This is a genomic window from Pseudomonas citrullilanati, from assembly GCF_030580855.1.
Lineage (GTDB): Bacteria > Pseudomonadota > Gammaproteobacteria > Pseudomonadales > Pseudomonadaceae > Aquipseudomonas > Aquipseudomonas citrulli.
In genome coordinates, this window is record NZ_JAUQOP010000005.1 from 85,869 (window position 1) to 101,316 (window position 15,448).

14 protein-coding genes are annotated in these 15,448 nt (G+C 60.4%); 7 read left to right on the top strand and 7 right to left on the bottom strand.

The window, feature by feature from the left end:
• The first annotated feature begins 280 nt into the window (after window positions 1-280).
• The 7 genes from glyA (at window position 281) to fdhA (ending at window position 9,387) form a co-directional block, all read left to right on the top strand.
• The gene (glyA, locus tag Q6A48_RS05950; RefSeq protein ID WP_304552624.1) at window positions 281-1,534 is read left to right on the top strand and encodes a serine hydroxymethyltransferase; all 1,254 of its coding nucleotides are present in this window, start codon (window positions 281-283) and stop codon (window positions 1,532-1,534) included.
• Window positions 1,535-1,555: 21 nt separating this feature from the next.
• Window positions 1,556-2,806 (top strand): sarcosine oxidase subunit beta family protein, encoded by a 1,251-nt coding sequence (locus tag Q6A48_RS05955; protein WP_304552625.1) that lies wholly within the window; start codon window positions 1,556-1,558, stop codon window positions 2,804-2,806.
• A 14-nt stretch (window positions 2,807-2,820) separates the two neighbouring features.
• Entirely contained in the window at window positions 2,821-3,150 is a 330-nt protein-coding gene (locus tag Q6A48_RS05960; protein ID WP_042732031.1) for a sarcosine oxidase subunit delta, read from the top strand.
• On the top strand, window positions 3,147-6,164 hold the full coding sequence (locus tag Q6A48_RS05965; protein WP_304552626.1) for a sarcosine oxidase subunit alpha: 3,018 nt from the start codon (window positions 3,147-3,149) through the stop codon (window positions 6,162-6,164). The genes Q6A48_RS05960 and Q6A48_RS05965 overlap by 4 nt, the downstream gene beginning before the upstream one ends.
• A 153-nt stretch (window positions 6,165-6,317) precedes the next feature.
• Window positions 6,318-6,950 carry a sarcosine oxidase subunit gamma gene (locus Q6A48_RS05970; protein WP_304552627.1) on the top strand — a complete coding sequence of 211 codons (633 nt, stop codon included), beginning with the start codon at window positions 6,318-6,320 and terminating at the stop codon, window positions 6,948-6,950.
• A gap of 200 nt (window positions 6,951-7,150) precedes the next feature.
• Window positions 7,151-8,008: a formyltetrahydrofolate deformylase gene (gene purU, locus Q6A48_RS05975; RefSeq protein ID WP_304552628.1), complete on the top strand. Its 858-nt coding sequence runs from the start codon at window positions 7,151-7,153 to the stop codon at window positions 8,006-8,008.
• A gap of 179 nt (window positions 8,009-8,187) precedes the next feature.
• The gene (fdhA, locus tag Q6A48_RS05980; RefSeq protein WP_304552629.1) at window positions 8,188-9,387 is read left to right on the top strand and encodes a formaldehyde dehydrogenase, glutathione-independent; all 1,200 of its coding nucleotides are present in this window, start codon (window positions 8,188-8,190) and stop codon (window positions 9,385-9,387) included.
• A gap of 81 nt (window positions 9,388-9,468) precedes the next feature.
• Here fdhA and Q6A48_RS05985 read toward each other — a convergent pair whose 3' ends face one another.
• The 7 genes from Q6A48_RS05985 to Q6A48_RS06015 all read right to left on the bottom strand — a co-directional run bounded on the left by Q6A48_RS05985 (window position 9,469) and on the right by Q6A48_RS06015 (window position 15,429).
• Window positions 9,469-10,524: an RHS repeat-associated core domain-containing protein gene (locus Q6A48_RS05985; protein ID WP_304552630.1), complete on the bottom strand. Its 1,056-nt coding sequence runs from the start codon at window positions 10,522-10,524 to the stop codon at window positions 9,469-9,471.
• Window positions 10,525-10,569: 45 nt separating this feature from the next.
• Window positions 10,570-11,622 (bottom strand): RHS repeat-associated core domain-containing protein, encoded by a 1,053-nt coding sequence (locus tag Q6A48_RS05990; protein ID WP_304552631.1) that lies wholly within the window; start codon window positions 11,620-11,622, stop codon window positions 10,570-10,572.
• A 114-nt stretch (window positions 11,623-11,736) separates the two neighbouring features.
• The gene (locus Q6A48_RS05995; protein WP_304552632.1) at window positions 11,737-12,225 is read right to left on the bottom strand and encodes a DUF3757 domain-containing protein; all 489 of its coding nucleotides are present in this window, start codon (window positions 12,223-12,225) and stop codon (window positions 11,737-11,739) included.
• 146 nt (window positions 12,226-12,371) lie between these two features.
• Window positions 12,372-12,584, bottom strand: coding sequence for a cold-shock protein (locus Q6A48_RS06000; RefSeq protein ID WP_304552633.1), 213 nt, complete (start codon window positions 12,582-12,584; stop codon window positions 12,372-12,374).
• A 464-nt stretch (window positions 12,585-13,048) separates the two neighbouring features.
• Entirely contained in the window at window positions 13,049-13,462 is a 414-nt protein-coding gene (locus Q6A48_RS06005; RefSeq protein ID WP_304552634.1) for a DUF3757 domain-containing protein, read from the bottom strand.
• Window positions 13,463-13,756: 294 nt separating this feature from the next.
• Window positions 13,757-14,566, bottom strand: a complete 810-nt coding sequence (locus Q6A48_RS06010) for a hypothetical protein (protein WP_304552637.1) — start codon at window positions 14,564-14,566, stop codon at window positions 13,757-13,759.
• Window positions 14,567-14,853: 287 nt separating this feature from the next.
• Entirely contained in the window at window positions 14,854-15,429 is a 576-nt protein-coding gene (locus Q6A48_RS06015; RefSeq protein WP_304552639.1) for a hypothetical protein, read from the bottom strand.
• Window positions 15,430-15,448: the final 19 nt, after the last annotated feature.

Genomic DNA, 15,448 nt, shown 5'->3' on the forward strand with positions numbered 1-15,448 from the left:
ACTTGTCCCCGCTGGGCTGCGGAGCAGCCCCAAGAGGCCTGACTCAATCGATCCGATACACCCAGGTGTCCGGTTTAGGGCCGCTTCGCGCCCCAGCGGGGATAAATCCCCTCGCCACAATGACCGCGTCCTGCCCCATGTCGTAAACGCGCCTTTGTGTGGCGTCCATAGGCATTTGGCCTGTCTGCGCCAGCCATACCATCGCTTCCAAAGGGCACGACCAAAGGGTCCGTGCCTCACCGAGACGAAAAGGCGCACCGCCGCCGCTGGGAGAGACGCGATGTTCAGCAAGCAAGACCAAATCCAAGGCTATGACGATGCACTGCTGGCGGCGATGAATGCCGAGGAGCAACGCCAGGAAGATCATATCGAGCTGATCGCGTCGGAGAACTACACCAGCAAGCGTGTGATGCAGGCCCAGGGCAGCGGCCTGACCAACAAATACGCCGAAGGCTACCCGGGCAAGCGCTACTACGGGGGCTGCGAGCACGTCGACAAGGTCGAGGCCCTGGCCATCGAACGCGCCAAGCAACTGTTCGGTGCCGACTACGCCAACGTCCAGCCGCACTCCGGTTCCTCGGCCAACAGCGCCGTGTACCTGGCCCTGCTGCAGGCCGGCGACACCATCCTGGGCATGAGCCTGGCCCACGGCGGTCACCTGACCCACGGCGCCAAGGTGTCGTCCTCGGGCAAGCTCTACAACGCGGTGCAGTACGGCATCGACACCAACACCGGCCTGATCGACTACGACGAAGTCGAGCGCCTGGCGGTCGAGCACAAGCCGAAGATGATCGTCGCCGGTTTCTCGGCCTACTCCAAGACCCTCGATTTCCCCCGTTTCCGCCAGATCGCCGACAAGGTCGGTGCCCTGCTGTTCGTCGACATGGCCCACGTCGCTGGCCTGGTGGCCGCCGGCCTGTACCCGAACCCGCTGCCCTACGCCGACGTGGTCACCACCACCACCCACAAGACCCTGCGCGGTCCACGTGGCGGCCTGATCCTGGCCAAGTCCAACGAAGAAATCGAGAAGAAGCTCAACGCCGCGGTCTTCCCCGGCGCCCAGGGCGGCCCGCTGATGCACGTGATCGCCGGCAAGGCCGTGTGCTTCAAGGAAGCGCTGGAGCCCGGCTTCAAGGCCTACCAGCAGCAAGTGATCGAAAACGCCCAGGCGATGGCTGGCGTGTTCATCAAGCGCGGCTACGATGTAGTGTCCGGCGGCACCGATAACCACCTGTTCCTGGTCAGCCTGATCCGCCAGGGCCTGACCGGCAAGGACGCCGACGCCGCCCTGGGCCGCGCCCACATCACCGTCAACAAGAACGCCGTACCGAACGACCCGCAATCGCCGTTCGTGACCTCCGGCCTGCGCATCGGCACCCCGGCGGTGACCACGCGTGGCTTCAAGGTCAGCCAGTGCGTGACCCTGGCCGGCTGGATCTGCGACATCCTCGACAACCTCGGCGACGCCGATGTCGAGGCCAACGTCGCCCAGCAAGTGTCGGCCCTGTGCGCGGACTTCCCGGTTTATCGCTGAGTCGGTTTTGGAGTAATGACTATGCAACGCTATTCGGGCTTCGGCCTCTTCAAACACTCTCTCAGCCATCACGAAAACTGGCAGCGGATGTGGCGCACGCCGACCCCGAAGAAAGTCTACGACGTGGTGATCGTCGGCGGGGGCGGGCATGGCCTGGCGACCGCCTACTACCTGGCCAAGGAACACGGCATCACCAACGTGGCCGTGGTCGAGAAAGGCTGGCTGGGCGGCGGTAACACCGCGCGCAACACCACCATCGTGCGCTCCAACTACCTGTGGGACGAATCGGCCCACCTGTACGAACACGCGATGAAACTCTGGGAAGGCTTGTCCCAGGACCTGAACTACAACGTGATGTTCTCCCAGCGTGGCGTCTACAACCTGTGCCACACCCTGCAGGACATCCGCGACTCCGAGCGCCGGGTCAGTGCCAACCGCCTCAACGGCGTGGACGGCGAACTGCTCGACGCCAAGCAAGTGGCCGACGAGATCCCGTACCTGGACTGCTCGAAGAACACCCGCTACCCGGTGCTGGGCGCCACCGTCCAGCGTCGCGGCGGCGTGGCCCGCCACGATGCCGTGGCCTGGGGCTTCGCCCGTGCCGCCGACGCCTTGGGCGTGGACCTGATCCAGCAGACCGAAGTGATCGGTTTCCGCAAGGAAAACGGCGTGTGCATCGGCGTGGAAACCAACAAGGGCTTCATCGGCGCCAAGCGCGTCGGCGTGGTGACCGCCGGTAACTCCGGGCACATGGCCAAGCTGGCCGGCTTCCGCCTGCCGGTGGAATCCCATCCGCTGCAAGCGCTGGTGTCCGAGCCGATCAAGCCCATCATCGACAGCGTGATCATGTCCAACGCCGTGCACGGCTACATCAGCCAGTCCGACAAGGGCGACCTGGTGATCGGCGCCGGTATCGATGGCTGGGTCGGCTACGGCCAGCGCGGCTCGTACCCGGTGATCGAACACACCATCCAGGCCATCGTCGAGATGTTCCCGGTGCTCTCGCGGGTGCGCATGAACCGCCAGTGGGGCGGCATCGTCGACACCACGCCGGACGCCTGCCCGATCATCTCCAAGACCCCGGTGCCGAACATGTTCTTCAACTGCGGCTGGGGCACCGGCGGCTTCAAGGCGACACCTGGCTCGGGCAACGTATTTGCCGCGAGTCTGGCCAAGGGTGAAATGCACCCACTGGCCGCACCTTTCTCCATCGACCGTTTCCACAACGGTGCGTTGATCGATGAACACGGCGCTGCTGCGGTTGCCCACTAACAGGAGAAATCCCCATGTTGCACATCTTCTGTCCTCACTGCGGCGAACTGCGCTCCGAAGAGGAATTCCATTCGTCCGGCCAGGCGCATATCCCGCGTCCCCTGGACCCGAATGCCTGCACCGACGAACAGTGGGGCGACTACATGTTCTTCCGCGACAACCCGCGCGGCCTGCACCATGAGTTGTGGATCCACGCGGCCGGTTGCCGCCAGTACTTCAACGCTACCCGTGACACCGTGAGCTACGAAATCCTGGAAACCTACAAGATCGGCCAAAAGCCGCAATTCACCGACAAGGCTGACAGTCCGAAAGCGGCCGCGCAGGCTCTGGGAGAGAAGGTATGAGCCAGATCAATCGCCTGTCCAACGGCGGACGGATCGACCGCAACAAAGTGCTGAGCTTCACCTTCAACGGCCAGACCTACAAGGGCTTCGAAGGCGACACCCTGGCCGCTGCACTGCTGGCCAACGGCGTCGACATCATTGGCCGCAGCTTCAAGTATTCCCGTCCACGGGGCATCTTCGCCGCCGGCGCGGAAGAGCCGAACGCGGTGCTGCAGATCGGTGCCACCGAAGCCACCCAGATCCCCAACGTGCGGGCCACGCAACAGGCGCTGTACCAGGGCCTGGTCGCCACCAGCACCAATGGCTGGCCGAACGTGAACAACGACATGATGGGCATTCTCGGCAAGGTCGGCGGCAAGCTGATGCCGCCGGGCTTCTACTACAAGACCTTCATGTACCCGCAATCGTTCTGGATGACCTACGAGAAGTACATCCGCAAGGCCGCGGGCCTGGGTCGCTCGCCGACCGAGAACGATCCGGACACCTACGACTACATGAACCGCCACTGCGACGTGCTGGTGGTCGGCGCCGGCCCTGCCGGCCTGGCTGCCGCGCTGGCCGCGGCCCGCAGCGGTGCGCGGGTGATCCTGGCGGACGAGCAGGAAGAGTTCGGCGGCAGCCTGCTCGATACCCGCGAAAGCCTGGACGGCAAGCCGGCCACCGAATGGGTGGCGGCGGTGGTCGCCGAGTTGCGTTCGATGCCGGATGTCGTGCTGTTGCCGCGCGCCACCGTCAACGGCTACCACGACCATAACTTCCTGACCATCCACGAGCGCCTCACCGACCACCTCGGTGACCGTGCGCCGATCGGCCAGGTGCGCCAGCGCATCAACCGTGTCCGCGCCAAGCGCGTGGTGTTGGCCACCGGTGCCTGCGAACGGCCGCTGGTCTACGGCAACAACGATGTGCCGGGCAACATATTGGCCGGTGCGGTCTCCACCTACGTGCGTCGCTACGGCGTGGCACCGGGCAAGAAACTGGTGCTGAGCACCAACAACGACCATGCCTACCGCGTGGCGCTGGACTGGTTCGACGCCGGCCTGCAAGTCGTCGCCGTCGCCGATGCCCGCAGCAACCCACGGGGTGCGCTGGTGGAAGAAGCGCGTGCCAAGGGCATTCGCATCCTCACCGGCAGCGCGGTGATCGAGGCCCGTGGCAGCAAGCGTGTGAGCGCTGCTCGTGTCGCCGCGATCGACGTGCGTGCACAAAAAGTCACCAGCCCCGGCGAATGGCTGGACTGCGACCTGGTCGCCAGTTCCGGCGGCTACAGCCCGGTGGTCCACTTGGCTTCGCACCTGGGCGGCAAGCCGATCTGGCGTGAAGACATCCTCGGTTTCGTACCGGGCGAGGCGCCGCAGAAGCGCGTGTGTGTCGGCGGCGTGAACGGCGTCTACAGCCTGGGTGATTCCCTGGCCGATGGTTTCGAAGGCGGTGCGCGTGCCGCCAGCGAAGCCGGCTTCAAGGCCGTCGAGGGCGTATTGCCCAAGGCCCTGAGCCGCCACGAGGAGCCGACCCTGGCGCTGTTCCAGGTGCCCCATGAAAAAGCCACGGCACGGGCGCCGAAGCAATTCGTCGACTTGCAGAACGACGTCACCGCCGCCGCCATCGAACTCGCCACCCGCGAAGGCTTCGAGTCGGTGGAACACGTCAAGCGCTACACCGCACTGGGCTTCGGCACCGACCAGGGCAAGCTGGGCAACGTCAACGGCTTGGCCATCGCGGCCCGCTCGCTGAACGTGAGCATCCCGCAGATGGGCACCACCATGTTCCGCCCCAACTACACGCCGGTGACCTTCGGCGCCGTGGCTGGCCGGCACTGCGGGCACATCTTCGAACCGGTTCGCTTCACCGCGCTGCATGCCTGGCACGTGAAAAATGGTGCCGAATTCGAAGACGTCGGCCAGTGGAAACGCCCTTGGTATTTCCCAAGGAACGGTGAGGACATGCATGCGGCGGTCAAGCGTGAATGCAAGGCCGTGCGCGACAGCGTCGGCCTGCTGGACGCCTCGACCCTGGGCAAGATCGACATCCAGGGGCCGGACGCCCGCGAGTTCCTCAACCGCATCTACACCAACGCCTGGACCAAGCTCGACGTGGGCAAGGCTCGCTATGGCCTGATGTGCAAGGAAGACGGCATGGTGTTCGACGACGGCGTGACCGCCTGCGTCGCCGACAACCATTTCATCATGACCACCACCACCGGCGGTGCGGCCCGTGTGCTGCAATGGCTGGAGATCTACCAGCAGACCGAATGGCCGGACCTGAAGGTGTATTTCACCTCGGTCACCGACCACTGGGCGACCATGACCCTGTCGGGCCCCAACAGCCGCAAGCTGCTGAGCGAAGTCACCGACATCGACCTGGACCGTGACGGCTTCCCGTTCATGACCTGGAAGGAAGGCCTGGTGGGCGGCGTGCCGGCCCGGGTGTTCCGGATCTCGTTCACCGGTGAGCTGTCGTACGAAGTCAACGTGCAGGCCGACTACGCCATGGGCGTGCTCGAAAAAATCGTCGAGGCCGGCAAGAAGTACAACCTGACCCCGTACGGCACCGAGACCATGCACGTACTGCGGGCCGAGAAGGGCTTCATTATCGTCGGCCAGGACACCGACGGCTCGATGACCCCGGACGACTTGAACATGGGCTGGTGCGTGGGCCGTACCAAACCGTTCTCGTGGATCGGCTGGCGCGGCATGAATCGCGAAGACTGCGTGCGCGAAGACCGCAAGCAACTGGTGGGCCTCAAGCCGATCGACCCGAACGTCTGGCTGCCGGAAGGCGCGCAACTGGTGTTCAACCCCAAGCAAGCGATCCCGATGACCATGGTCGGCCACGTGACTTCCAGCTATGCCCACAACTCCCTGGGTTATTCCTTCGCCATGGGTGTGGTCAAGGGCGGCTTGAAGCGCATGGGTGAACGCGTGTTCGCACCGTTGGCCGATGGCCGCGTGATCGAGGCAGAAATCGTGCCTTCGGTGTTCTTCGATCCGAAGGGGGATCGGCAGAACATCTAAATGACCTGGACCCTGTGGGGGATGGGGGTGGGAGCAAAGCTTGCTCGCGATGCGGGCAACACGGTTACCGCGTTATCGTTCATCGCGGGCAAGCCATGCTCCCACAGCGCCACGCCTCGACAGGCCTGAAGCAGAATTCAAAACAGGTGCCATATGACAGCCGCCAATGTTTACCAACAACGCCCGACCACCGGGGCCAAAGCCGAGTCGTCGCTGCACCATGCCGACCTCGCCAGCCTGGTGGGCAAGGGGCGCAAGAACGCCGGCGTGACCGTGCGCGAGAAGAAACTGCTGGGCCACCTGACGATTCGTGGCGACGGCCACGACGCAGCCTTCGCCGCTGGCGTCCACAAGGCCCTGGGCATCGAGTTGCCGGGCGCGCTGAGCGTCATCGTCAAGGGCGAGACCAGTTTGCAGTGGATGGGGCCGGATGAATGGCTGCTGGTCGTTCCGACCGGTGAAGAATTCGCCGCCGAGAAAAAACTGCGCGAAGCCCTGGGCGACCTGCACATCCAGATCGTCAACGTCAGCGGCGGCCAGCAGATCCTCGAACTGTCCGGCCCGAACGTGCGCGATGTGCTGATGAAGTCCACCAGCTACGACGTCCACCCCAGCAACTTCCCGGTGGGCAAGGCCGTGGGCACGGTATTCGCCAAGTCGCAACTGGTCATCCGCCACACCGCCGAAGACACCTGGGAACTGCTGATCCGCCGCAGTTTCTCCGACTACTGGTGGCTGTGGTTGCAGGATGCGTCGGCTGAGTATGGGTTGAGCGTGCAGGCCTGAAAAACGTGGACTAGAGCCGGACACCTTGGTGGCGAGGGGATTTATCCCCGCTGGGCTGCAAAGCGGCCCCTGGACCTGCTACTTGAGAGTGTCAGGCTGAACGCATCAAGCTTTTGGGGCTGCTATGCAGCCCAGCGGGGATAAATCCCCTCGCCACAGGGTTCATGCCGCACCGCTAATTTTGAACAGGAGTCACCGCAATGAGCCGCGCCCCAGACACATGGATCTTGACTGCCGACTGCCCCAGCGTGCTCGGCACGGTGGACGCGGTGACCCGCTTTCTGTTCGAGCAGGGCTGCTACGTCACCGAGCACCATTCCTTCGACGATCGCCTCTCGGCGCGTTTTTTCATTCGCGTGGAATTTCGCCAGCCCGAGGGCTTTGACGAACAGGGTTTCCGTGCCGGCCTGGCCGAGCGGGCCGAAGCCTTTGGCATGGTCTTCGAGCTGACCCCGCCGAACTACCGGCCGAAAGTGGTGATCATGGTGTCCAAGGCCGATCATTGCCTCAACGACTTGCTCTATCGCCAGCGCATCGGCCAGTTGTCCATGGACGTGGTGGCCGTGGTGTCCAATCACCCGGACCTCAAGCCGCTGGCCGACTGGCACCAGATTCCCTACCACCATTTCCCCCTGGACCCGAACGACAAGCCGGCCCAGGAGCGCCAGGTGTGGCAGGTGATCGAAGACACCGGCGCCGAACTGGTGATCCTCGCCCGCTACATGCAGGTGCTGTCGCCGGAGCTGTGTCGCAAGCTCGATGGCAAGGCGATCAACATCCACCACTCCCTGCTGCCGGGCTTCAAGGGCGCCAAGCCGTATCACCAGGCCTACAACAAGGGCGTGAAGCTGGTGGGCGCGACGGCGCACTACATCAACAACGACCTGGACGAAGGCCCGATCATCGCCCAGGGCGTGGAAGTGGTGGACCACAGCCACTATCCCGAGGACCTGATCGCCAAGGGCCGGGACATCGAAGGGCTGACCCTGGCCCGGGCCGTGGGGTATCACATCGAAAGAAGGGTGTTCTTGAACGCCAATCGCACGGTCGTTCTTTAGAACGACATCGCGAGCAAGCTCGCTCCCACAGGGAGTATGCGATCACTGTGGGAGCGAGCTTGCTCGCGATGAGGCCCTTACAGACAACAAAGAAACAAGACACAAGCACTAACCCGAGCAATCAACGCGCTGCCTGCCTGGGCAACGCAGTTTCATAAAAACAACAGCGAGGTGAAAGCATGTCCGGTAATCGTGGTGTCGTGTATCTCGGCAACGGCAAGGTCGAAGTACAGAAAATCGACTATCCCAAAATGCAGGACCCGCGCGGCAGGAAGATCGAGCACGGCGTCATCCTGCGCGTAGTCTCCACCAACATCTGCGGCTCCGACCAACACATGGTGCGCGGCCGTACCACCGCCCAGACCGGCCTGGTCCTGGGTCACGAAATCACCGGCGAAGTGATCGAGAAGGGCAGCGACGTCGAGAACCTGAAGATCGGCGACCTGGTGTCGGTACCGTTCAACGTGGCGTGCGGCCGCTGCCGTTCCTGCAAGGAGCAGCACACCGGTGTCTGCCTGACCGTCAACCCGGCCCGTGCCGGTGGCGCCTACGGCTATGTCGACATGGGTGACTGGACCGGTGGCCAGGCCGAATACGTGCTGGTGCCGTATGCCGACTTCAACCTGCTGAAACTGCCGAACCGCGACAAGGCCATGGAGAAGATCCGCGACCTGACCTGCCTGTCGGACATCCTGCCCACCGGCTACCACGGCGCCGTCACCGCCGGTGTTGGCCCTGGCAGCACCGTCTACATCGCCGGTGCCGGCCCGGTTGGCCTGGCGGCCGCCGCGTCCGCCCGCCTGTTGGGCGCGGCCGTGGTGATCGTGGGTGACGTCAACCCGGTCCGCCTGGCCCACGCCAAGGCCCAGGGTTTTGAAATCGCCGACCTGTCCAAGGACACCCCGCTGCACGAGCAGATCGCCGACCTGCTGGGCGAGCCGGAAGTCGACTGCGCCGTCGACGCCGTGGGCTTCGAAGCCCGTGGTCACGGCCATGAAGGCGTCAAGCACGAAGCCCCGGCCACCGTGCTCAACTCGCTGATGCAAGTGACCCGCGTCGCCGGCAAGATCGGTATCCCCGGCCTGTACGTGACCGAAGACCCGGGCGCCGTCGACGCCGCCGCCAAGATCGGCGCCCTGAGCATCCGTTTCGGCCTGGGCTGGGCCAAATCCCACAGCTTCCACACCGGCCAGACCCCGGTCATGAAGTACAACCGCGCGCTGATGCAAGCGATCATGTGGGACCGCATCAACATCGCCGAAATCGTCGGCGTACAGGTGATCAGCCTGGACGACGCGCCGAAGGGGTATGGCGAGTTCGATGCCGGTGTGCCGAAGAAGTTTGTGATTGATCCGCATAAGATGTTTAGTGCGGCGTAAGGCGCTAGGGAAGACGGAAAAAGGGCGACGGTGATGTCGCCCTTTTTGTTTTCCACGAATAAAACTGCAGCGTTATGTAATTCAAACAGTTGTATCCTTGCGGATTTTCTTGGATTGGGTTTGTTGGGAAAAACTTTCTGAAGCACGCTTTAGAGGAGGCCTCGATACTAATGATTTTGCTTTAAGGTGTGCATTGAGGGCCATCGTCTCGGTCAGTTCGGTCATAGGGTTAGCGCCGCGTTGGGCGCGCTTGGCAAAAGTTACCAAGGTCTCATTGCCTAACACCTGCGACGGTAGATGGCCCTTCGAACGGCCTGTTGCAATGGAGCGCAATTCATGATGCAGGAACGCTGGGATCTTATCAGCAGGCCCATTAGCAATTGGGCGTACGTGGGATTTGACTAAGCGGTTCATGTCTTTAGATATCAGCGATAAATTAACCAAAGTTTTGGATTCGACGTTACCTAGGATGTTCTCAAGAATGTGGGGCATGCCTAAAAATTTATTGAATGGGCCAATGATCTGGTTTGGCTTCGACGCGACGTTCATTGTTTTTACCGCGCTCATGGCCTTGGGGAAATGCTTTAGCATCAAAGCAGCCCAACTGACATGCCCAGTTGGGTCCTGTTTGTTCACCGGGTCCCCGACGCAATATACATAGGCATTAAAGCCACCCTCCCGAAACGGACTGAAACTGTCCGGGCTATTGAATCGCATCAACACCGGATTGAACGCCCGATAACCATTTCCTAGTAAATAATACCCCGTCATTGGGTCCAGCCTTTCGCCATTGAAGCCAAGCAGACTGAGCAAACCGTTTTCCATGACACGGTGACCATACGGTGTGTAGACGAGGGGGTGGGTACCCGTCGCGTCGAGCGCCTGCAATACCGAGCGTTGTCGATCGGCGGCGAGCAAAGTGGTTTCGACGATGCTGTCCTGGCGCTGTTGTTGCGCCAGTAGATGGTCGTCCTGCTGGAAAATCGATCGTTGTATCGAGCCTTGGATTTCGCTGGTCAGGCGCTCCTTCAGGTAGAAGCGCTGGGTGCGGGCCTGGGACGATGGTGTGCAATCGGCCAGGCGATCCAGTGGGTCATAATGGTAGCGGCAGAGTAGCGTTTGCTGATGGTTGGGCATCGCGCTGTTCCTCGAACGGTCAATGACTTGAGCCCAGCGTTAAAACTATGATCGACGCAGTGCCTTCCCGGTAACCCGCAAAGAGTGATCCAGCGAGCCGCTGGAGAAGGGGGCGATAACACCGTTGAAAAAGAGACCGACAAAACTTACAGGCGTCCCTTCTTGCATAAACTTCTGAAACCAGAGTGCTCCGGATGAGACGTGGGCGCCGGTATTGCTTATTTCTCCCTGATTCACCTCGCGGGCAAGTTTTCCGTACTCGCGCGCCTGTTCCATGGAAAGGCTGTCGTCGCCGTGGCTAGCCAGGTTTTCGTTAACGGCTTTAAGACTTTTTACAAAGGGGGGAGGGTCTTGCATCTTGATGACTATTTCGTCTATATGCGCCCTTGGCGCCGACATAGAGGCAAGTGGGCCTTTGGGGTTTTTTACGAGTGATTGCCGCATAGTCTCGAGAACAGCTCCGAAAAAACCCGGTTTTACCTCTGTAACGGAAGTAGCGACTCCAACAGTCGCGGTTTTAGCCGGAGGTCTGAAAAAGTCAGAGGCACCCATTAATTTCGCCAGAAGTGGTATGTGCCCGGTCGGGTCTTTCCGATTCACCGGGTCTCCGACGCAATAGGCATACGCGTTCAAACCACCCTCTCCAAAAGGACTGAGCCTGTCCGGGCTGTTGAACCGCATCAATACGGGATTGAACGCTCGGTAACCATTGCCCAGCAGGTAATGCCCCGTCACCGGGTCCGGCCGCTCACCGTTGAAGCCGAGCAGGCTGAGCATTCCGCTTTCCGGTAAGCGGTGGCCATACGGCGTGTAGACGAGGCGATGAGGTCGCGCGGCATCGAGTGCATGCAACACCGAGCGCTGCTGATCGGTGGCGAGCAAGGTCGTTTCGACCACGCCATCCAGGTGCTGTTGTTGCGCCAGCAGTTGGTCCTCCTGCTGGAAAATCGAACGCTGTATCGCGCCTTGAATCTCCGTGGCGAGACGGTCCTTCAGATAAAAGCGCTGATGGCTCGGCAGGGTGGCTGGTGTGCAGCTCACCACCCGGTCGAGCGGATCGTAGCGGTACTGGATGAGCAGGGTCCGGGTTGATGGCATGGAGTGGCTTCCACAGGCACCTGGGTCTTTGGACAGGGCTCCGGGTGCAGTAAGCTGCGGCTTTCCGACTGCCGTTTTAGCGACAGCGGGCGAGATATCTATGGCATGGCCGTTCTATTTCGCATAGCTGAAAGAGCACTGTGAAATATCCGCGGCCGTGCAGGTTTCTCCCTGCCAAGCTGTTCCTGGCGCCGGCCCCCATTGATTGAAAGGTTTGAGCGCTAACCTTATACCCGCGTCGCCCTCACCCTCGTAGCTGCAGATGACCGACTGCTTGCTGGCGTTATAGCCGGCATTGGTGAAATGAACGGTGGCCAGATAGCTTTCGTCGGCATATTCATTCTCTCCTTCCCACGTTCGCTGGTCGGGCCCCGGTGCGCTGTAGCTGAAACCACCGCCTTGAAGCGGCACCTGCTTGATGGTCGCAATGTGCGGGCAGGTGGCGATATCCGCGTACACATAGCCTGTGGACAAGGCCATCGCCATCAGTGCGGTTTTGATTTTTCCATGCATGTTGGCTTGCTCACTTGTGGTTGAAGTTGCGGCGTTTGCGATAGCCGTTTTAGCCGGGGTCGAACCAAGTCGCGAGCCGGCGGGCTTCATTGATGAATTCCAGATGGATCGTGAAAATACCGTCCAGCGCTGTCCGACATGATTGAGCTTATCCCTATGGGGATGGCTGGCTACTGTCAGAGTTGACAGTAGATAAGTGGGTCATGGGCTAACTGTGCGTCTTCTTATGCCCGGATTTATTCCGGCGTCACTCTCGTGGCCTGCCTACCTTTTTCGCCTTTTTCGATTTCAAACGAGACGCTCTGCCTTTGCTTTAATGTTTTGTAACCCTCGCCGGCAATCGCCGAGTAATGAACGAATAACTCCTCGCCGCCGTTGCCGCAGGTAATGAAGCCATAGCCCTTTGCATCGTTAAACCACTTTACGGTTCCTTTGATTCGGTCGTTCATTTTTATTCTTCCTGCTTGCCCGAATGAAAAAGGCACAGGGACTATGGTTTTCCCATGGCCTTGTTTTTCCTAGTCTCGTCAGCAGCTTAGAACCGGCCCCTGCAGTTGCCTACTGTCAGAACTGACAGTAGGCAATACCCAGAGGAAATAACTGATTGCCAATGATATTCAAACGGCTGTCACGGAGCGGTCATGCCATGGCTTGCGCTTGCAACCGTCGGCCGCCAGCACGTCGCAGCCGCTGCGCAGTGGATCGCCAGCATCTGGGTGACGACCTGTATCGAGTCGCCAAACCCGAGTCGCGGTGGACGACAGGAAGAACTACAGGCAGCGCACGTTGGCTCGGGCAAGGCTCGTTGTCGCGGGGGATTTTCCCAAGTATTTGTCGGATTTTTGGTCGACCACGGTTCGTGAGGGCAGGAAATTGCGAAGGGGAACAGCGATGGGTAGATCTAGGTGGTCCGTCAGAAACTCAGGGTGAGTTCATGGGCCTTTATTAACTTGCACAACGTGGCATCCGGGCTTTCGCAAGGCCGATTCGATCCTGTGGAAAGTGCCGGACCCTGCGCTTGCAGATACTCCAGCGTAAGGTTCAGGGTGCCGAGCTTATAGATGATGGTGGCCTGGGTTGGTGATTGCTCATCGGGCTCTTGGACAACGAATTCAGCACTGTTGAATTGCGCCATGGCGGGGTCGGCGACGTCCATGGGACGTTGACGCTCCCATTGACGGTCATCCCGCGCTTCTACCGGCTCGATCGTCTTCTGGATTTGAGTAACGCCAGGGCAGGTTATTTCCCCCGCGTGGACTTGCCCGGCGATCCATAAAAATAACCCGGCGCCGCCGACGGTCATCAGGTTTGCCATGATCTTTCGCATTTGCCAGCCCTCCAATGTTCGGGTCCGAGGCCATGGTTACGGCTATATCTGGTACGGGCTACTGTCAGGGCTGACAGTTATTTATGCGTATTTGGAATTTATTAGAATTTTTCGCAGGAGTTTGGCGATAACAAATTTTCTTTAAACAAGGCGAATGCGGATTGTTCTGATCGAACGGGGATGTGTGGACAGGACCAATTGGACTGGCGGTCAGGCCAATAGAGCAGCCAGGAGGAGGGCGCGAAGTCACCGCGCCGAAAGCCGGCAGGCTGCTCGATGAGCATCATCGGCCTTTTACGGAATCGACCACAGGTCGTGTCGAGTTTTTGTCATGCCCGCTTCTCCTGGACATGCCCAAACCTCAAGATTGTGCAGATAAGCAAAGAAGGGTGGGCCAGAAGGCGCGGCGTGCAGCCGAAACTCGAGATGAACGAGCGATGGGGCGACTCCTTCCGGCGCAACGAACGTCTGATGTGCTGATATCCAGTCAGGCGCCACGCTATTCCAGCGGGGACCATATTCAAGAATAGTGCACGAGAAGCCGACCGGATTGCTTGTCTTGTAAGTGTAGTTGACTCTGATTGGCGTACCGGGTTTTACCGCTATCTCTTGGAAAAGCCTGGAGCGCTCACTCATGTGCGCTTGACCATCAACAATTTTTACTTCCCCGTCGTAGTCCCACCCCTCAAGTGCATTATCGAAGTTGCCGTTTTGCAGCAATTGCACGGGTGTGCACTCGGCTTCGGCAAAACGGAGCTCGACGTTATCCACATCATAAGCACCCTGCGACGTGAAGATCAGGTCGACTGAACCGCCGTTGTCTATCGTGAAATCAACTTCATATTCTCCTGCTCGATTGATGGTGCAATAGCCATCCCCGCTCGACAGCCTGACACCGCCGACACCGTAATAAGAAGAGACATTAAAGAGTAACTTGACCACTCCCGGGGCGCTCAACCCCACTGTCTGCGACAGTCTGGCAGCAGGTGCCAGACGCGCCCGGCCGGATACCCATGTAACTTGGTTGGAGCTCCAACCTTCAAGGCTCGTATCAAACGTACCGTTAACGATCAGATTCTCGCTGTTGTTTTTTTGCGCAGCCATAAGGACACTCCTTGCCTGACGCTATCGAGGCATTGTTCATATAAGTCACTGTCGATTGTTCTGGGCAATTGCCGTTGAATGCCATTGGCATGTGGAAGTGCTAGCTTGCCGAGGCAGGAGCGATATGGCTCATTCATCGTCCCAGATAATCTGGAGATCGGTCGCGTATATCGTCTATCGTTGCCCAGTTGGTTTCGCTGTCACGGTTTGAGTCTAGGACCCCTATAAACAGTTGCCTACTGTCAACGTTGACAGTAGGCAATACCCAGAGGAAATAACGGGTCGTGTTATTGGCGTGCGGTCGCTGACGCAACCCGTTCGCAGAATGCCGGGTAGAAGGCTTGCGTGTTCGAATTGCGGCAATCGTCTTGAACCTGGGCCTGGGCGGCGGCGCTGAAGGTCAGGCGTTGGGGTTGGCTGGCGAAGGTGGTGTAGCCGTCCCGTTGGGTTTTGATGGCGTCGAAACCCGGCATGTCGTAGGCCAGTTCCACATCATCGTCGGCCAGTCGTCGAGCCTTGATGGTCACGTGCGTGTATTGCTTGCCCCCCGGCGCGCCGTTCAGCGCTGCCAGGCCGTGGCCGACCACGCGCAACAGGTCTGCGACCCAGGCATTGCCGCTGTCCGGGGCGGCGCTTGGACGATAGCGCACCGTCAGCGTTTGTTGGTCGCGGGTGACCTTGGTCAGGGCCGGGTCGTAGCGCTTGATCCGATGTTCAATGGTCAACCAGGTCCTTTGCTCGTCGCTGGTGCCTTCGGCCACCTCGGGATCGAGCGGGCCACGCTGGCATTCGCTGACGCCCAGGGCAATCAGCATGCCGGTCAGGATGACCGCCAGGGTCGCTCCACCGATTTTTATGTCCATGGGTAAACTCGCGAGGAGA